The 18,354-nt window shown below is 62.4% G+C and carries 17 protein-coding genes and 1 pseudogene; 9 read left to right on the top strand and 9 right to left on the bottom strand.

The window, feature by feature from the left end; all coding sequences use genetic code 11:
- The first annotated feature begins 152 nt into the window (after positions 1–152).
- A complete protein-coding gene (locus tag ACS4RR_RS25245) occupies positions 153–1,184 on the top strand; it encodes a hydroxyacid dehydrogenase (protein ID WP_456190348.1) in 1,032 nt (343 codons plus the stop codon).
- 25 nt (positions 1,185–1,209) lie between these two features.
- Here ACS4RR_RS25245 and ACS4RR_RS25240 read toward each other — a convergent pair whose 3' ends face one another.
- A complete protein-coding gene (locus ACS4RR_RS25240; RefSeq protein WP_456190347.1) occupies positions 1,210–2,205 on the bottom strand; it encodes a Tim44 domain-containing protein in 996 nt (331 codons plus the stop codon).
- An 84-nt stretch (positions 2,206–2,289) separates the two neighbouring features.
- Positions 2,290–2,748: a YbaK/EbsC family protein gene (locus tag ACS4RR_RS25235; protein WP_222386049.1), complete on the bottom strand. Its 459-nt coding sequence runs from the start codon at positions 2,746–2,748 to the stop codon at positions 2,290–2,292.
- A gap of 1,037 nt (positions 2,749–3,785) precedes the next feature.
- Here ACS4RR_RS25235 and ACS4RR_RS25230 point away from each other — a divergent pair.
- The 8 genes and pseudogenes from ACS4RR_RS25230 to ACS4RR_RS25195 all read left to right on the top strand — a co-directional run bounded on the left by ACS4RR_RS25230 (position 3,786) and on the right by ACS4RR_RS25195 (position 11,086).
- Positions 3,786–5,132: an extracellular solute-binding protein gene (locus ACS4RR_RS25230; RefSeq protein WP_017969236.1), complete on the top strand. Its 1,347-nt coding sequence runs from the start codon at positions 3,786–3,788 to the stop codon at positions 5,130–5,132.
- A 177-nt stretch (positions 5,133–5,309) separates the two neighbouring features.
- The gene (locus ACS4RR_RS25225; RefSeq protein WP_456190346.1) at positions 5,310–6,611 is read left to right on the top strand and encodes a carbohydrate ABC transporter permease; all 1,302 of its coding nucleotides are present in this window, start codon (positions 5,310–5,312) and stop codon (positions 6,609–6,611) included.
- A 2-nt stretch (positions 6,612–6,613) separates the two neighbouring features.
- Positions 6,614–7,456 carry a carbohydrate ABC transporter permease gene (locus ACS4RR_RS25220; RefSeq protein WP_456190345.1) on the top strand — a complete coding sequence of 281 codons (843 nt, stop codon included), beginning with the start codon at positions 6,614–6,616 and terminating at the stop codon, positions 7,454–7,456.
- A pseudogene (locus ACS4RR_RS25215) lies at positions 7,456–7,877 on the top strand (ATP-binding cassette domain-containing protein); the annotation flags it as partial. The gene ACS4RR_RS25220 and the pseudogene ACS4RR_RS25215, both read left to right, overlap by 1 nt.
- A gap of 87 nt (positions 7,878–7,964) precedes the next feature.
- Positions 7,965–8,510 carry a TOBE domain-containing protein gene (locus ACS4RR_RS25210; protein WP_456190380.1) on the top strand — a complete coding sequence of 182 codons (546 nt, stop codon included), beginning with the start codon at positions 7,965–7,967 and terminating at the stop codon, positions 8,508–8,510.
- Positions 8,510–9,289: a glycerophosphodiester phosphodiesterase gene (locus tag ACS4RR_RS25205; protein WP_456190344.1), complete on the top strand. Its 780-nt coding sequence runs from the start codon at positions 8,510–8,512 to the stop codon at positions 9,287–9,289. Before ACS4RR_RS25210 ends, ACS4RR_RS25205 begins: the two co-directional genes overlap by 1 nt.
- The gene (locus ACS4RR_RS25200) at positions 9,273–10,277 is read left to right on the top strand and encodes a LacI family DNA-binding transcriptional regulator (protein WP_456190343.1); all 1,005 of its coding nucleotides are present in this window, start codon (positions 9,273–9,275) and stop codon (positions 10,275–10,277) included. Before ACS4RR_RS25205 ends, ACS4RR_RS25200 begins: the two co-directional genes overlap by 17 nt.
- On the top strand, positions 10,277–11,086 hold the full coding sequence (locus ACS4RR_RS25195; protein WP_456190379.1) for an inositol monophosphatase family protein: 810 nt from the start codon (positions 10,277–10,279) through the stop codon (positions 11,084–11,086). The genes ACS4RR_RS25200 and ACS4RR_RS25195 overlap by 1 nt, the downstream gene beginning before the upstream one ends.
- Positions 11,087–11,133: 47 nt before the next feature.
- Here the strand turns inward: ACS4RR_RS25195 and ACS4RR_RS25190 are convergent, their stop codons facing one another.
- The 7 genes from ACS4RR_RS25190 to ACS4RR_RS25160 all read right to left on the bottom strand — a co-directional run bounded on the left by ACS4RR_RS25190 (position 11,134) and on the right by ACS4RR_RS25160 (position 18,344).
- Entirely contained in the window at positions 11,134–12,789 is a 1,656-nt protein-coding gene (locus ACS4RR_RS25190) for a GGDEF domain-containing protein (RefSeq protein ID WP_456190342.1), read from the bottom strand.
- A 129-nt stretch (positions 12,790–12,918) separates the two neighbouring features.
- Positions 12,919–13,782 carry a glycerophosphodiester phosphodiesterase gene (locus tag ACS4RR_RS25185; protein WP_456190341.1) on the bottom strand — a complete coding sequence of 288 codons (864 nt, stop codon included), beginning with the start codon at positions 13,780–13,782 and terminating at the stop codon, positions 12,919–12,921.
- A 72-nt stretch (positions 13,783–13,854) separates the two neighbouring features.
- The gene (locus ACS4RR_RS25180; RefSeq protein WP_456190340.1) at positions 13,855–14,949 is read right to left on the bottom strand and encodes a pyridoxal-phosphate-dependent aminotransferase family protein; all 1,095 of its coding nucleotides are present in this window, start codon (positions 14,947–14,949) and stop codon (positions 13,855–13,857) included.
- An 11-nt stretch (positions 14,950–14,960) separates the two neighbouring features.
- On the bottom strand, positions 14,961–15,740 hold the full coding sequence (locus ACS4RR_RS25175; protein ID WP_456190339.1) for an ABC transporter ATP-binding protein: 780 nt from the start codon (positions 15,738–15,740) through the stop codon (positions 14,961–14,963).
- Positions 15,737–16,528 (bottom strand): ABC transporter ATP-binding protein, encoded by a 792-nt coding sequence (locus ACS4RR_RS25170; RefSeq protein WP_456190338.1) that lies wholly within the window; start codon positions 16,526–16,528, stop codon positions 15,737–15,739. Before ACS4RR_RS25170 ends, ACS4RR_RS25175 begins: the two co-directional genes overlap by 4 nt.
- Entirely contained in the window at positions 16,525–17,358 is an 834-nt protein-coding gene (locus tag ACS4RR_RS25165) for an ABC transporter permease (protein WP_456190337.1), read from the bottom strand. The genes ACS4RR_RS25170 and ACS4RR_RS25165 overlap by 4 nt, the downstream gene beginning before the upstream one ends.
- Positions 17,355–18,344: an ABC transporter permease gene (locus tag ACS4RR_RS25160; protein WP_456190336.1), complete on the bottom strand. Its 990-nt coding sequence runs from the start codon at positions 18,342–18,344 to the stop codon at positions 17,355–17,357. Before ACS4RR_RS25160 ends, ACS4RR_RS25165 begins: the two co-directional genes overlap by 4 nt.
- Between the last annotated feature and the right edge of the window lie 10 nt (positions 18,345–18,354).

The following is an 18,354-nucleotide window of genomic DNA, read 5'->3' as shown; positions in this document are numbered from 1 at the left end:
TCAATTCAAGTGCTTATCTGATGGGCAGATGCCGCTTTCGATAGCTCCTCTCAGCGCCCAGCGACTCAAGATCGAACTGGAAACCGTTCTCCACAGGGTTTATCAGTCGTCCAGCGGAGACGGTGCAAATCGCTGCGATGGAGGAGACACCCATGACGAAGACCGAACGGCCGCTGGCGATCAGCGCGCCCGAGCCGCGCACGCTCGATCTGATTTTCAGCGACAAGGCGCGCGCCGAACTGCATGCGAAATACGAGATCGTCGAGGCCGATCCCGAGAATGTCGCCGGACTCGGCGACGAGATCCTCGGAAGCGCGCGCTACATCATCGGCCAGCCGCCGCTTTCGGCCGAAACGCTGGCCAGAATGCCGGCCTTGCGCTCGATCCTCAACGTCGAAAGCAATCTTCTCAACAACATGCCTTACGAGGTGCTCTTCCAGCGCGGCATCCATGTCGTTACCACAGGGCAGGTCTTTGCTGAGCCGGTCGCCGAAATCGGCCTCGGTTTCGCGCTGGCCCTAGCGCGCGGCATCGTCGACGCGGATGTCGCTTTCCGCCATGGCACGGAACTCTGGGGCGGCGAGGGGAATGCAAGCGCGCGGCTGATCGCCGGCTCCGAGATCGGCATCGTCGGCTTCGGCGATCTCGGCAAAGCGCTGCGCCGGGTCCTGTCCGGCTTCAGGGCGCGCATCCGGGTGTTCGATCCCTGGCTGCCGCGCTCGATCATCGAGGAAAACGGCGTCGAGCCCGCAAGCCTTCAGGACGTCCTGACGAAGAGCGATTTCGTCTTCGTCGCCGCCGCCGTCACCAGCGAAAACAGCAAATTTCTCGGCACCGAGGCCTTCGCCAGCATGCGCCGGGGCGCCGCCTTCATCCTGCTCAGCCGCGCCGATGTCGTCGATTTTGATGCGCTGATGGCGGCCGTCTCGTCAGGCCATATCGTGGCGGCGAGCGATGTCTACCCTGAAGAACCGTTGCCGCCCGGCCATCCGGTGCGCAATCTGAAGGGCTTCCTCCGCTCGGCGCATCGGGCCGGTGCGCTCGACAGCGCCTTCAAGAAGATGGGCGACATGGTGCTCGAAGATATGGACCTGATGGACCGCGGCCTGCCGCCAATGCGCTGCAAGCGGGCGGAGCGCGAAACGGTTTCCCGCATGCGCTCCAAGCCGGTCGTGGTGAATTAAGGGAAGGCCAATTTGGCGCACCGCGCTAGGCGGCGCGCTGCTCGGTGCCCTGGATGGCGGCGAGCTTCCAGTCGGCGCCCGGCATGCGCACAAAGGTCCACACCTCGGTGCTTTCGCTCGGGCGGCGGTCGTCGCCTGAAACGACTCGGCCGCTTTCGCGTTCGACCATGGCATCGATCGAGGAATAACGCATGGCAAGGGTTGCATATTCCTGGCCATCTTCGCGCCAAGCTTCGGCAATATCGCCCTGCAGCAGCTTGACGTCGGAGACGCGGTTGCGCACTCCGTTGGTGGCGTTTTCGCCGAGTTCCTCGGCAAGATAGGACATCGCTTCGGGCGTCGTCAGCCTGCGCAGCGTGCCGTAATCCTCGGCGCCGTAAGCGGTCTGCACTTGGGTCAGCAGTTCCTCGAACTTGTCGAGATCGGTCTTCGCCAATCCGATCTCGTCGCTAGAGCGGTTGCCGCGCGAGGACTGGAGGGAACCAGCACCCGAACCGATCGCCGGGATCTGGAAAGACGAATTGTTGGCGGGCGACATGCTATAGGACTGGCTCTGGCCGCCGACGCCGTAGGAAGGCTGGCGGCGGTTGGCGAAATAACGCATGGCGAGCATGACGGCGCCGCCGATCAATGCGATCTGCAGCAACATGCCGAGGAAGCCGAAGCCGCCGCCGAAACCGTGGCCGAGCAGCATGCCGAGAAGGCCACCGGCAATCAGGCCGCCGATCATCGAGCGGCCGAAGCCGCCGAAGAAACCGGGGCGCTGAGCGCCGAAAGGCTGCTGAGCGGTAGCAGGTGCCGTCGTCTGCGGACGCGGCGTCATCGACCTTTCGATCGGCGCTGTCGGGGCAGGTGCGGTGCGGGTGACAGGCGGCGCCTGAAAGGTGCGCGTGCCGCGGCTTCCGAAACCGAAGCTGCCGGCGCGGCGCGCCTCGGCATCGTCGAGGGAAGCAAAAACGGTGGCGCTCGTCAGTGCGGCAATTGCCGCGATCTTGGCAAAACGCGAAACGGCACTCGGCATTCCTGATCTCCTGTCATGCACAATCACGGCATGTCGGGACCTAATATAGGTAGTCTTTCCCCCGTGTGAAGTTCTTCGGCTGCGTTACTGGCAGACGTCGACCCAACTGGCGCCGGTCAGCTCGGCCAACCGCCCAGTTTTGATCCGCACGGCCGAGTTCGTCGAGCCGGCCGCCGGCACGACTTCATCGAAGCGTTTCAGCGAGATGTCGCAATAGATGGGCAGCGGCGAAGGCAGGCCGAAGGGGCAGACGCCGCCGACCGGATGGCTGGTGATCGCCACGACCTCTTCGGCGCCGAGCATGCGCCCCTTGGCGCCAAAGGTGTCCTTGAATTTGCGATTGTCGAGCCTTGCCGTACCGCCGGCTACGACCAGCATCATCTGCTCGCCGACGCGTAGGCAAATCGTCTTGGCGATCTGCGCGGGTTCAACGCCGTGGGCTTCGGCGGCAAGCGCCACCGTCGAGGAGCTCTCGGCGGTTTCGATGATTTCGATATCGGGTGCATGGGCGCGGAAGTAGGCGCGGACGGATTCAAGGCTCATGGAACGGATGTGCAAAATGATGATCGGAAGATGCGGGATGCGATGGATGCAAAACACCAAGGATGATTCCGTAACTCAAAGTTCCAGGCGTTTCAATCAAAGCGTGGCGATCAATTGCGTTTGGAAGATGGACCTCTTGGCCGCTGTAGAGATCCGTGATGGCATAGTCGGAAGCCTGGTGCCTTCACGGCGGCAAGCCGGCCGGGATGATTTGCCTTGAAACCATCCCGGCCGGATATTCTCCGACAACATTAGCGAGGCGTCGATCTATTCATCGGACAGAGCGAGGTCCCGGCGCAGCCATGATGGAAAAGAGTCGAGGCTGCTCACCATGCGACGACGTCTCCATCGGGCAATGATGCTTGCGACGAGAATCTCTCGAAAGCTAAATCGCGAGCAAAGCTCGCTCATGGATTTCGCCAGGCTCTCGCCGGCGTGCTGATTGTTCATGATCAATTGCGGTCAGAATTCTGAACCGCCCTTCTCTCAAACCTGAAGATCGCAGCGCCATGGCGCGCGGACGTTGCCGCGCCCAGGCGCTGCAGGCGAAACGGGTGCCGTCTTCGGATGGTGAAGCTTGAAAGGTCTCGGATTGAATCGAGGGTAAGGAGCTTCGGAAGCCTATGCCAAAGAGGCGTTGGACGAGGAAATATCTGTCATTGCACGCCTCCATTCTTGAAACTGCTCCAGCGCAACCATTAGCTGATCGACAAAAGACAGGCAAGAGCGGAATGTCGGGGCTTTGAGGCTGGGGGTGCCCTTGTGGCAAGGCCGCTGTTGCGACGACGGACTTGACCTCAGCGCTGTCGATGTCGAATTTCACTTTCAGCTGAACTGATCTTTGCATCGGCAATTGACCACGTCGAGAACATCGTCATAATAATTTTGCACACGTGCTCAATTTTGTCATTCGGCCGTTACGTTCAACCCCTAGAGCGGGATACGCCACGTTTTCGTGGGGTTTTCGGAACGGCCGTCACGCAACAGTGATGACCCGTCAAGAGGACTCACACTGCTCTTCTAGGGAGACGAAGAAGATGACCATTTTGCCGACATTGAAATCGCTTGCCGTCGCAGCCGCCATCCTGGCCTCGACCTCCGCAATTGCACTCGCCAAGGACGTTCACATCAGCGTCTGGGCCGGCGGCACCGGCCCGAACGACGTTTATCGCCTCGACGCGATCGAGATCGCAGCCCAGCAGCTGCAGCGCGAAGCTGCTCTCAAGGGCGAAGACCTGAAGATCACCGTCGAGAAGAAGCCCTATTCGGCCTGGGAGGACTTCAAGCAGGCGCTGACGCTTGCCGCCGAAGCCAAGACCGCCCCGAATATCGTCGTCAGCGGCCATGAAGACATCGCGCCCTGGTCGCAGGCGGGCCTCATCGTTCCGATCGAAGATTATGTCGATCTCGACTCATGGCCGCTCAGCGACATCTATGAAAACCTGTTGAAGATCGCGTCCTATAACGGCACCGTCTACGGTATCCCGCAGGACGCTGAATCCCGCCCGATGTTCTTCTGGAAGCCTTACATGAAGGCGATCGGTTACAGCGATGCCGATCTGGATGCGCTGCCGCAGAACGTCCAGGACGGCAAGTACACCATGAAGAACCTGCTCGAGGACGCCAAGAAGATGCAGGACAAGGGTCTCGTCCAGGCCGGCTACGGCTTTTATCCGCGTACGAGCAACGGCCCTGATTACTGGCAGTTCTACACCAGCTTCGGCGGTACGATGGAAGAAGGCGGCAAGCTCGTTTTCGATAAGGCGGCGATGACCCGCACCTATCAGTTCTTCGCCGATGCCGTGAAGGCAGGCGTCACCAAGAAGAACCACATCGGCATGCCGGGCGACCAGTGGTGGAAGGAAGTCGCCACCGGCAAAGCCGGCATTTGGGACGGCGGCACCTGGCACTATGCCCGCCTCGTCAACCAGGAAGGCCTGAAGGATTTCTTCGGCAACGTGATCTTCACGCTGATCCCCGCCGGCGAAGGCGGCAAGGCCAACACGCTGACCCATCCGCTCGTCTACCTGCTGACCGCGGGTCACGACCAGGAAGACACCGAGATCGCCGCCCAGCTGGTCAAGATCGCCTCCGAGCCGCGCACCAACGCGCTGCATGCGGTCAAATCAGCCCATCTCGGCATCTCCAAGTCGGAATCGACGGTCGACTTCTACTCGGCCGACCGCTGGACCCGTGAAGCCACCGAGCGCCTGCTGCCGCATGCCAATGCGATGCCGAACAATTCCGATTTCGGCAAATATTGGAACATCATGTGGAAGAACCTCGAGGCATCCTGGACCGGCGCCAAGACCGTAGACGCCGCGGTCAGTGATGCAGAGAGCGAGCTGAAGAGCACGCTCGGCGACAAGATCGTCATCCGCTAGAACAGGATGATTCCAGGCCGGCTCGGCCTTGAATCTGAAATCTTGTTTTAAATTAAATGATTAGAGCAGGACGTCGTCCGAAAACCGTTCACACTTTTCGGCATCATGCTCTGGGATCGAAGCACTCTTCCGGGCGGCGGCAGCGCCGCCCGGTCGGTCCGCGACGAGGGGGCTTCCATGAAATCGTCCAGAACGCTCGGACTGGTAATGATCGCGCCCGCCGCGATCATGATCATCCTCTTCTTTCTGATGCCGGTCGTTCTGACGGCGGTGTTTTCGATGACCAGCATGACGACGGCGACCGGTATTTCGGGCGGCGTCTACCAGATCGCGCCGAATTCTCTGATCGCGCTGAAATCGGCGCTGCCCGATATCGCCGCCGAGATGGCCGAGCCGCGCTACACGATCGACGAGGCGGGGATCAAGGCTGTCGAAGGTCTCGGGCTCGCGCCGGGGATTGCCGCGGAATTGCGCGCCAAACATGCAGGTGAGGTGTTCACCGCACGCCGCGACGTCGAGCGCATGCTCAAGGATCTTGCCGACCGGCCTTCGACGCGCGACGTCAAGCAGATTTCCGAACAGTTCAACCGCTCCGTCCTCAACACCCGCTTCGACAGCAAGGAGCAGCTCTTTTCGGCGCTGGACAGTCTGGGTTTCAAACTTACACCCGAGCAGAAGGAAACGGTTGCCAAGGCCACTTATACCGGCTGGGTTTGGACGACCGACAATTTTTCGCGCATGACAACCTCGCCCGACATGGCGCGCGTGCTCTTGAATACCGTGCTCTACGTCGCGCTGGTGCTGATGCTGTTCAATGTCGGCTATGCGCTGCTGCTGGCCATCTGGACGCATTACATGCCGCCGACGCCAGCCTCGATCTTCCGCGGCATCTGGCTCCTGCCGCGGATCACCCCCGTCGTCATCTACGTCATGCTATGGAAGTGGCTTGCCTGGGACACGGGCTTCATTTCGATCCTGATCGGCAAGTTCGGCTATCCGCCGAAGAACTATCTTCTCGACAACGCCTATAACGCCTGGTTCTTCGTCGTGCTGATCAACGGCTTCATCGGCGCTTCGATGGGCATGCTGGTCTTCTCCTCGGCGATGAAGGCCATTCCGAAGAGCCAGTTCTATGCGAGCGAGGTCGATGGCGCCTCGCGCTGGCAGCAGATCCGCTACATCATCCTGCCGCAGATGCGTTGGCCGATCCTCTTCGTTACCTGCTACCAGACCTTGTCGCTGCTTGCCTCCTTCAATGAAATCCTGCTTGCCACCAATGGCGGACCGGGCAACGCGACCGAGGTCTGGGCGCTCTCCGCCTATCACACTGCGCTCAGAAACTATGCCGGCAATCTCGAATACGGCCTGGGCGCGGCCATGGCGCTGGTGCTCGTCGTCATCGGCGTCGTGCTGTCGCTGCTCTATCTGCGCGTCTTCAACTACGGCACGCTTGTCGCCAAGCCCTTGATCGAGGATTGACCATGGCCGAACGATCGCAGCCCTCGGCAAATTACCGCAGCTGGCCTGTCATAACGGCGCTGACCATCGTCAGCATGCCGCTGCTCCTGATGTATGTCTATCTCTTCCTCGACACCGTGACCGTCAAGCAGGCGGACGCGCTGCTGCCTTCGGGCTTGACGCTCGACCACTGGCGCTTCCTCTGGCAGACGGCGGAGGGCAAGGCGAACATCTGGCAGGTGACTGTGAATACGCTGCTCTTTGCTGCCTGCACCACCAGCCTCGTGCTTATCGTCTCGTCGATGGCGGGCTACGTGCTGTCACGGCTGAACGTCCCGGCGCGCGGCTTCTTCCTCGCCGGCGTCATGGTGCTGCATGCCTTCCCCTCAGTGACGCTGATCATCGCTATCTTCATCGTGCTGCAGATGATCGGCCTCTACAATTCACTGATCGGCGTTATCCTGGTAAAGGCGGCGATCGACCTGCCGCTCGGCATTTGGTTGATGAAGGGCTTTTACGACACCGTACCATGGGAAATCGAGATGGCCGGCGTCGTCGACGGCGCCTCGCGCTTCCGGGTCTGGCGCAGCCTCGTGCTGCCGCAGGTCAAGCCCGGCATCATGGCGCTCGGCCTCTTCTCTTTTCTCTCCGGCTGGGGCGAGTTCATCCTGCCGCAGGTGCTGGCGCCTGGTAATCAGGTGCAGGTGCTCTCGGTCTATCTCGCTGCCTTCCTGGCCGATGACAACAATTATGACTTCAACATGTTCAAAGCAGTCGGCGTCTTCTACCTCGTTCCGGTGCTGATCGTTTACGCACTCTTCAACAAATACCTCATGAACATCTACGGCGGCGGGAGCAAAGGCTGATGCGCATCCTCCTCGACAATTTTTCGAAGAGCTTCGGCTCCACCAAGGTCATCGAGAACATGACGCTCGAAGTCGGCAACGGCGAGATGCTGGCGCTGCTCGGCCCTTCCGGCTGCGGCAAATCGACGACGCTGTTTTCCGTCTGCGGCATCCATCGGCCAAGCGGCGGACGCATCCTCTTCGGCGACCGCGACGTCACCGACCTGCCGAGCCAGGCTCGCAATGTCGGCGTCGTCTTCCAGTCCTATGCGCTCTATCCGCACATGACGGTCACCGAGAACATCGGCTTTCCGCTGAAAGTGAAGGGCATGCCGGCCGCCGAGATCCGCAAGGGGTCGACCGTATCGCCGCCCTCGTTCAGATCGGTAACCTGATGGGCCGCAGGCCGGCCGAGCTTTCCGGCGGCCAGCAGCAGCGCGTGGCCCTGGCGCGCGCGCTGATCCGCAAGCCCGATGTCCTGCTGCTCGACGAGCCACTCGCAAACCTCGACGCCAAGCTGCGCCTCGAAATGCGATCGGAAATCCGCCGCCTGCAGCGCGAAACCGGCATCACCGCCATTCTCGTTACCCACGACCAGGTGGAGGCGATGAGCATGTGCGACCGCATCGCCATCATGAAGGAAGGCGAGATCGTCCAGGTCGCCACGCCGGCCGAAATGTACAATGATCCGAGGACCGCCTTCGTCGCCGGCTTTCTCGGCAATCCGCCGATCACCTTCCTGCGCGGCGTCGCGGACAAGGGCGCCTTCACAATCCCGCAAAGCGAGATCCGCGTGCCGCTGCCCGATACCGTCGGTGCCGCCGAGGGCACGAAGCTGATACTCGGCGTCCGGCCGGAGCATTTCACGCCGGCAGGCGACATCGCCGTGCCGGGCAAGGTCACCTTTGCCGAAACGCAGGGCCGCGAGAACCTCTATGACGTGGCTCTTGCCGGCGGACCACTGCTGCGCTCCATCCAGCCGGTACGCAGTGATATCCACGTCGGCGACGACGTCCGCTGGGCGATCGACAGCCGCGGCGTCTTCGTCTTCGACGAAAACGGCAGGAGGCTCTGATGCCCCGCGATTTCTCGGCATTCTTCGAGCGTTACGGCTGGCCGTCGGGCAAGGGCAAGCTTCCCTTCTGCATCGGCCATCGCGGCGCCAGCGGCCATGAACGTGAAAACACCATCACCGCCTTCCGCCGCGCCGCCGAACTCGGGGCTGAGATGTGGGAGCTCGACACGCAGTTGACCAAGGACGGCGTGGTCGTCGTCTCGCATGATGACCACCTCGAGCGCGTCTTCGGCATCGACCGCCGCATTTCCGACATGACGGCGGCGGAGCTTGCAGGGCTCGACGGCGTCGACGTGCCAAGTTTTTCGGAGGTGGCCGCTCTTGGCCGCCAGACCGGAACCGGTCTCTACGTCGAACTCAAAGCGCCCGGAACCGGCTTGCTTTGCTGGCGGCACCTTGCCGAGATGAACCAGCATTTCGCCTGTCTCGGTTCCTTCGATACGGCGCAGGTGCGCGAACTTCGCGATGCCGCCTGCGATTTTCCGCTTTCCGTGCTGATCCGGGTCGGCCACGATCCGCATGCGCTCGGCGACGAGGCCGGGGCCGATATCCTGCATCTTTGCTGGGAGAGGGCAGGCGAGCGTCCGCAGGATCTGGTGACCGACGCGTTGATGCGTCGCGCCTTCGAGGAAGGCCGCGAGATCGTGCTTTGGCACGAGGAACGGCCGGCCATCCTCGCTGATATCATGAAACTTCCGGTTCTCGGCATCTGCACGGATCTGCCCGATCTGATGCGGCCACCGGCAGGCAGGGAAAAAGCAGTTGGCAGACAGGGATAAGGGACCGCGCAAGGTAACCTCCTTCGACGTGGCGCGCGTGGCCGGCGTCTCGCGCGCTGCCGTGTCGCGTGCCTTCACGCCGGATGCCAGCGTCTCGCCGAAGACGCGCGAAAAGGTCTACCAAGCCGCCAAGGAACTCGGCTATCGGGTGAACTATCTTGCCCGAAGCCTGACCAACAAACGCTCCGATCTCGTCGGCCTCATCGCTGCCGGACTCGACAATCCGTTCCGCACGCTGCAAATCGAGAATCTGGCAAGAGTGCTGCTCGCCCGCAATTTCCGCCCCATCCTGCTGCCGACCTCGCCGGAGGCCGACACTTCGACGGTCATCGGCCAGCTGCTGCATTACGCCGTATCAGGCGTCATCGTCACCTCGGACGCACCGCCGACCGAGATCTGCGAGCAGTGCGCGGGCGAAGGCGTGCCAATCGTGCTGATCAACAAGGGCAACGACATTCCCTTCGTCGACCGCATTATCTCCGATGACCGTATGGCCGGCCAACTCGCCGCAATCCACCTGATCGACAGCGGCGTGAAAAAGCCCGCCGTGATGGCCGCCCCTGCCATATCCTATACGGCGCGGCGACGCAGCGAGGCCTTCATCGCGCGCTGCAAGCAGCTCGGCGTCGAGGCCCAGTTCCTGCAGATCAGGATCAACGACTACCGGAGCGGCTATGATGCGGCAGCCGAACTTGCCGCATCCGGGATAGACGGGCTGTTTTGTGCCAACGACTACATGGCCTGCGGCGTCATCGACCGCGTCATGCAGGGCCGCGGCCGCGATGATGCGCCGCCGCTCTCCATCATCGGCCATGACGACATTCCTCAGGCGAGCTGGACCGCCTACGATCTCACGACCATCCGCCAACCCTGCGACGTCCAGGCCGAAAAGACGGTCGACCTGCTGATGAGCCGCATCGTCGAGCCGGACCTTACGGCGCGTGTCGAATTTACGCCGGTGACACTGATCAGAAGAAGGACTGCGTGATGAATGCCGCATTCGACGCCGCCGCCATCCGCGCACGGGCGGAGGTCGCGATCACCGTTGCTCTCGAAGTCGGGCGGGAAACGGCCCGGTTTCGGCACGATTCCGACTCCGGCTCGCTTGTCGTCGAGAACAAGGGTTTGCAGGATTTCGTCACCATCGCCGACAGGAGGGCCGAGCAGGCAATCCGCGACGGCCTGCTCTCGCGCTTTCCCGATGATAGGTTCATGGGCGAAGAGAGCGGCGGACGATCGGGTAAGGGCGGCACCTGGGTCGTCGATCCGATCGACGGCACGACCAACTATATCAGGGGCTTCCGGCACTGGGGCGTCTCGATCGCCTTCGTCATCGGCGAAAAGGTGGAGATCGGCGTGGTCTACGACGCTGCCGGAGACAAAGTCTTTCACGCCGTGCGCGGCGGTGGCGCCTTCAAGGACGGGATTCCGGTCCATGCGGCTGCGACCGTCGATCCGGCCAATGCGCTTGTCATTCTCGGCCACTCCCGCAAGACGAGCTTCGACGACCATCTCGCGCTCTCGCGGCGGCTCCACGAACGGGGCATGGATTATCGCCGCATGGGTGCTGCCGCCATCGACCTCGTTCGTGTTGCCGAGGGTGCTGCCGACCTTTATTATGAACGCCATCTCAATGCCTGGGATATGCTCGCCGGCGCGCTGATCGCCGAAGAGGCCGGCGCTGTGGTGGCGATGCCGCCGGTCGACAGGCTGCTTGCGCAGGGCGGACCTGTCATCGCCCACTCGCCGGGGCTTGCCGGCGAATTCGGCTTTATCCTCGACATCGAGGGGTTATAGACACACCATTACCGCAGACACGACACCCGATTGGAGAACTGCGAGCGCTACGAAACAACGCGATTGCGACCGGTCTTTTTCGCCGCATAGAGATTCTGATCGGCGATCGCCAAAACCTCGTTCGGAGACTTGGCAGACAGGGTACTGGCGAGACCTATGCTGATCGTGACGTGCAGCCCGTTGCAGATATCAGACCATTCCCATCGTTCAATGGCTGAACGCAGCCTCTCGCAGAGATCTGCAGCGCCTCGGGGAGCGCCGGCGAACAGGACCACGAATTCCTCGCCGCCAAACCGAATTGCCTGATCGGTAATGCGTAGCTGGCCGCGCAATATAGTTCCGATGGCACCCAGGACCCGGTCGCCGATCATGTGAGAGAAGTTGTCGTTGATCGACTTGAAGTGGTCGACATCCAGCATAGCGATGGAATATGGGCGCTTCTCAGATGTCAACTCTTTGAAGCGGCTGTCGAGATATTTGCGGTTATAGAGCCCGGTCAGTACGTCCAGATAGACGGCACTGGCAAGGATATCGGTTTGCTCCTGCAATTTCTGATAGGAGGCCTCCAGCGTTTCTGCGCGCTTCGACTCCGTTTCGGCAACTTCTTTAAACCGCCTGGTCTCATAGTAGATTTCGGCGAGACGTGCGCGCTGCTGGGTTTTTTCCGCACTATTGCGCAAGTAGGCTTGGTGGTATTTTTTATGGGCCGCCAGCGCCGAATCGAACTGCCCCAGTCCCTCATAGGCCTGCGACAGATAGAGATAGATCTGAATACAGGCATCGAAACTGCCGCCGGCGTCGATCAGCTCCATCGCCTCGAGGAGCGGCGACAGGGCTTCTTCGAATTTTCCGGAATTGTTGTAGATCTGGCCCAAGGTGTAGAGATATTGCTGCCTGTCCCGGACGTAGTTGCTCTCCTGAAACAGCCGGTAGCGGACCATACACTGGAGCGCCTCGTCATGTTCCCCCAGGTGGCTGTGGAACTCGGCTTTGTTGCCGAGACAGATGCGAGCCGCCCAGCTGTCGCCGATCTCGATCGCCATGTCGAGCGCCTGTTCGGTCAGTTCCAGCGCTCTGACCAGCATCTGGTGTTCTTCCTCCGGCTGGCCGAGCGCCCGCGCGATATATCCGCCTTCCGAATGAGCGCCACCGAGATTGATGAGCCACCAGCATTCATAGGTCTTGTTGCCGATCGATCTGGCGAGTGCGACGGACCTCTCGCTCATCAAGATGGCTCGGTCGGGCTGCTTGTTGTACCAGAAGATAATTCCGACGACGTTGGTCGCCAGGCTTTGCGCTTTCGGGTCTGCGGTCTTGTCGGCCAGATCCAACGCGCGGGTCGCTTCTTGGATCGCTTCCTCCGGCAAGCCCAATTCCAAGAGCAACCATCCGAAATAGGCCCGGGCATAGGATTCCTGTTTGGGTTCCCCGCTCAATTTCCAGAAGTCTACCGCCCGCCGGATATGCGTCAGTCCAAGTTCGCCCTTGCCGATTTGAAAACAGTACCAGGCAATGTCGGTGTCGCATTGAGCGGCGAGGCGATCGTCGCCCCGCGCCTCAGCATCAACAAGGATTTCGCCGGCCAGTGTGAGTGCCTCAAGCGAACGGCCTGTACACCCAAGATGCCACGCTTCCTGTAAGCTGGAATTTGCTTGTCGAGTATTTGTTTCGGCATCAACAACTTGCATATCGGACACCAACATTTGTCTGCTGGCTACGGATAGCATTAGAAGTTTAAAATGATGCAAACTGCAAAAAACAGGCGACAAACCTAGAATCAGGGTCTCGAAAGCCTCTCACACCTTTCGGCAGCATGCTCCAATGTCCGCCGGTTAATCCGCCATGCGACGGCGCCAGGCACGTTCGGTCGCCGGCGCCTCGTCGGTGGTAATCTGATCCGGCTTCAGAGCCATCAGCGCCGAAAAGCCTTGCCATTCCTCTTCGCTGAAACCGGCTTCCGGATCCTTCAAGGTGAAGGTCCAGGCATCGACGCGTTTGCCTTCATCCTGGCAGAGCGCGATCAAGTCAAGGCCTTGATTGGCGGCATCCAGGATCAGCGGCCAGTGGAGATAGATCGTGTCCGGCTCGGTCGGGCCGCTGAGGTCGGCGCGCAGTTCCGTCTCGACCGCCTTCCAGCCTCGGGCCTGCCCGATATTGTAGAGCTTGTCTGTACAATCGATCCCGCGCAGGAGGTGGGGAAGTTTTTCCTTGACCGCGACGATGAGATCCAGACTGTCGGCGCTGACGATCACCGAGGCGGTGATATCCCTAAAATGCGTTGCCAGATGCGCGACGCCCCTGGCACCGATGGCTTCGTAGTCGTCCTTCATGTCGAATTGCAGCAATGCGGCTGGATGCGTCGATTGCATCATGGCAGCCAGATCCTCGCTGAGGATCAGCGGCCGGTCGCCCTCTTGCATGTTGATATTGCGGAGATCGCCGATGCTCTTTTCGGCGACCGGTCCATGTCCTGTCGTCTCGCCTTCGAGTTCGTTGTCGTGCAGCACGACGAAACCGCCGTCGGCACGTACGCGCAGATCGAGCTCCATCGAGGCGCCTGCTGAAAATCCCTCCGTCATCACCTCGGCTGAGAACAACGGATCGGCAAACCGCTTGCGCAACCGGTGCCATTTCAGGCGGGTGCGGTGCCCCTCATGTGAGATCTCCAGGCCCTGCGCATCCAGTAATCTTGTCATCTGCACCAAGTCTCCGCGATTGCTACTCTCCTGCCTTGATGAACCATGATTATCAAGGGCCGAGTATGGCTTTCATTGACTGTAGGCTGCGGATATTGCCTCCGAAGCGGCTGGTATATCCGAGGGTTGGCCTGCCTGCCTGAGGGCGGCGCCACACGCCACGACATTCGACAGCACCGTCTGGAATGTGGCGCGCGAACCCGTGTGGTTCAGCCGCACGAGACGGACCGGCGCGGTTCCGACGCCTTCGGTCAGCTCAACCCCGAGCCGCCCAGCAGTTGCGATCAGCGCAGCAGGCGCCAGCGCCTCCGGCAGCAGCACGGCCGTGACCAGGTTCGACGCTTTTACTGCCGGTACCCAAGCCGGGGCTCCGAGTGCGGCAAGCCCGGCGCGTGTCGCCGATGCCGCCAGCGCATGGCGGGCGACGACATTTTCCAGGCCTTCAGCCTCGATGCGGTCGAGCGCCGCCTCCAGCGCGAAGAATTCCAGCGGCGCCGGTGTTCCCGGCAGGCCACGCCGGCCGCCGTCGACCCAGGTCTTCAGATCGACCAAAGACAAGATCGAATCGCGCGGTGCGCCGTCACTGAGCATCAGATCCCAGGCGCGGCCGCTGACCGAAAGCGCGGACACGCCAGCCGGACCGCCGAGCGCCTTCTGTGGCCCGATCACGGCAATGTCGATGCCGAGATCATCGACATCGAGCTGATGGCCGCCGACCGACGCGACCGCGTCGACGACGGTGACGATGCCGCGATTACGGGCGAGCGCCAGTATCTCTGGCAGGGGATTGAGAATGCCGCTCGCGGATTCGGCATGAACCAGCGCGAGAACATCGATCTTCGGACCCGTCTGGAGCGCTTTGGCGACTGTTTCGATCTCGATCGGCAGGCCCGGTTCGGCGACGATATCGGCGACCGCCGCGCCACCCCGCCGCAGCCATTGACCGAACCAGCCGCCATAGGGCCCGGTGATGATGTTGAGTGCTGAAAGGCCGGGGCGCGCAAGGCTGACCGCCGCCGCCTCCAGCGCCACCACCGCCTCGGCCTGCATCAGCACTATGTCATTGCGGCTGCGCAATATGCCGCCGATTCTGTCGGCGAGAACGGCGTAGCGCTCCGCGGGATAGGAGGGCACGCCATGCAGGGGATTCCAACCAAGATCGGACATGGACACTTCCTTCAGCAAGGATCGGTCACGAGACGAGGGACGGCGGCAATAAGCGGGCGGGCGGCCTCCGATTGCGGCGCGACAACGACCGCCGCTGCCGGGCCGGTCTCGACAATCCGCCCACCATCCATGACGGCGATGCGGTGGGAGACGGCCCGGACCACGGCAAGATCGTGCGAAATGAACAGACAGGCAATGCCCTGTTCTTTCTGCAGATCGACCAGGAGCTCGAGGATCCGGCCGCGCACGGTGACATCGAGCGCCGAGACCGCCTCGTCGAACACCAGCAGCGACGGCCGCGTCGCGATCGCGCGCGCAATCGCCACACGCTGCCGCTGGCCGCCGGAGAGCGATCGCACCGGCCGGGCGGCATGATCTGCGGTGAGGCCGACACGCTCGAGCAGCCTGACGATCTCGAGGGGGCGCCGGTCTCTTGCGACGCCGTGGATGCGAAGCGGATCGTCGAGCACCGCACCGACGCTTGCCAGCGGATTGAAGGCGGCGAGCGGATCCTGAAACACCATCTGCATACGCGCCCGCCGGCGGCGCAAAGGCGCGCCGTTCAGCGCGAGCCAATCCTCTCCCTCGAAACGGATCGAGCCGGAATCGGCGCTGAGAAGCCGCAGCAGGATGCGCGACAGCGTCGATTTTCCACTGCCGGAGGCGCCGACGAGACCGAGCGTTTCCCCGGCCGCGATGGTGAGCGACACATTATCGAGGGCAGCAATCCGGCGTCCCGCAGAAGAATACCCTTTCGACAGGTTCTCGATGGAAAGCAGCCTGTCGTTCATGACGGCACCTCCGCGATCAGCGGCGGCGTCGCGAGGTCGCGATGGCTGGCGATAAGGGCGGCGGTATAGTCGCTTTTCGGCGCCGAAAGCACCGAACGGACCGGCCCTGCCTCGAGCAGCCGCGCATTGCGGAAAACGGCGATGCGGTCGACGAAGCCGGAGGCAAGCGCGATGTCGTGGGTGATGAAGACAAGCGTCAGGCCGTCCTCGCGCACCAGCCCGTCGAGCAGGCGGACGATCTCGGCCTGAACGACGACGTCGAGCGCGCTGGTCGCCTCGTCGGCGATCAGCAGGGCAGGTCTCGCGGCGATGGCAGCGGCAATCGCCACACGCTGGCGCTGGCCGCCGGAGAGCTGATGCGGAAAGGCCCGCATCGTCTTGTCAGCCTGCGGTATCCGCATCCGCCCAAGCAGCTCCTCGGCCCTGACATAGGCCTGTTTCCAGCTGAGGCCGAGATGGCGCCTGGCGCCCTCGGCGATCTGCTCGCCGATCGTCAGGACGGGATTGAGACTGGAGCCCGGATCCTGGAAGACAAAGCCGAAATCGCGGCCTGGGCGGGGCGGATGCCCAAGTGCAGGCCAGAACATCTCGCCGCCGACCTTCGCTCCCTCCGGCAGCAGACCGGCAAGGGCACGGGCGAGCGTGCTCTTGCCGGAGCCGCTTTCGCCAATGATCGCCAGCCTTTCGCCGGCGGCGATATCGAGGTCGATACCGTCGAGCGCGGCCGCGCCGCTTCTCTCGCGCCCGTAGGTGACCGAAAGCTGTCGCAGGCTGCAGAAAATGCTCATGCCGCCCTCGCATCGTCATCGCCGAGCACCTTGCCGAGGCCTTCGCTGAAGAGATGGACGCCGAGCACGGTGATGGCGAGTGCCGCACCCGGTATGACGGAGAGATAGGACGCCGAACGCAACACGCTGCGGCCCTCGGCAATCATCGAACCCCAGGTTGCGATATTGGGATTGCCCAGGCCCAGGAAGGACAACGCTGCTTCGGTGAGGATCGCGCCGGCGACGATGGTGGCCGAAAGCGCCAGCACCGGCGGCAACGCGTTCGGCAGGATTTCCCGGAAGGCGATCTCGGCCGGATGCATGCCGATCACCCTTGCCGAGGCGACATAATCCTGCTCACGGATCGCAAGCACCTGCGCCCTCGTCAGCCGCGCCGGATCGGCCCAGGTGCCGAGTGCGATGGCAAGGACGATCACCGGCGTCGAGACGCCGATGGTGCTGACGAAGGCAAGAGCGAGCAGGAAGCCCGGCACGATCTGGAAGGCGTCGACCACCCGCATCAGCGCCTCGTCGACGAGCCCGCCGGCAAAACCGGCCGCAAGGCCGACGCAGAGCCCAAGCACCATGGCCGAAAAGGCCGCCGCAAGGCCAACGGCGAGCGAGGTTCTGGCACCATAGAGCAGACCCGCCAGCACGTCGCGGCCGAGCCGGTCGGTGCCGAGCGGAAAACCCCGATCGGCGAACGGCGCCAGTAGTGCGCGGCCGGCGATCCTCAACGGATCGCCCGGTGAAAGGATGGGAGCGAGCAGCCCGGCCGAAAGCAGGACGAAAAGGATTGCAAATCCTGCCGCGCCTTCCGGCGTGCGCAGCAGTCGCCGCAGCCAGTTCATGCGCCGCCCTCCAATGCGCCGATGCGCGGGTCGAGTGCGGCATAGACGAGATCGACGAGGAAATTGACCGAGATGACCAAGACGGCGCTGGTGACGATGATGCCCATCAGCAGCGGTGCGTCGCGGCCGTTGACCGCCTCCTGCGCCAGCCGCCCGAAACCCGGGATCGCAAAGACGCTTTCGATCACCACGCTGCCGCCGAGCATGGCGGCCGATTGCAGCCCGAGCATGGTGACGAGCGGCAGCAGCGCATTGCGCGCCACGTGGCGCAGCACAATGCGGCTGCGCGACAGGCCCTTGGCGCGGGCGAAGAGCACGAAATCCAGCTTCCACGCCTCGGCCATGCCGCTGCGCATGACCCGCAGGAATAGAGCGAGATAGATCAAGGCGAGCGCGCCGACCGGCAGAACCAGATGATCCGATATGTCGAGGGCGCGTGAAAGTCCTGTCTTGCCGGAAGCGATCGTCTCGACGCCGGCGATGGGAAACCAGCGCAGTTTCACCGAGAAAGCAATGCTCAGGACCAGACCGAGCCAGAAACTTGGAATGGCATAGACGATCAGCGAGCCGATCGACAGGAGCCGGTCCCACAGGCTGCCCGGCCGCGCCCCGGCAAAGATGCCGAGCGCCGAGCCGAGGCCGAAGGACAGCGCCGTCGCACTGCCCATCAGGAGCAGCGTATTGGGCAGGCGTTCGGCAATGAGCACACCGACCGGCCGGCCGAAGGCGACCGACCAGCCGAGATCGAGCCGCGCCAGCGAGGAAAGATAGAGCCAGAGGCGCGCAAGAACGGACCGGTCGAGGCCGTAGCTCTCGCGCAGCGACTGCCTCAGTGCGGCATCGCCGCCGCCGATCGAACCGAGATAGGCGTCGACGGCATCGCCCGAGGCTGACTCAAGCAGGAAAAAGGTGAAGATCACCACGATCAGCAGCACTGGAATGCTGCTGATCGCCCTGCGCCTCAGGAGGATGATTGCACGTCTCACGCCGGACAGG

Source organism: Rhizobium zaerense, assembly GCF_051810725.1.
Taxonomy (GTDB): domain Bacteria; phylum Pseudomonadota; class Alphaproteobacteria; order Rhizobiales; family Rhizobiaceae; genus Rhizobium; species Rhizobium leguminosarum_I.
The sequence above is the reverse complement of the archived record's forward strand: the minus strand, read 5'-3'. Positions and strand labels throughout refer to the sequence as shown.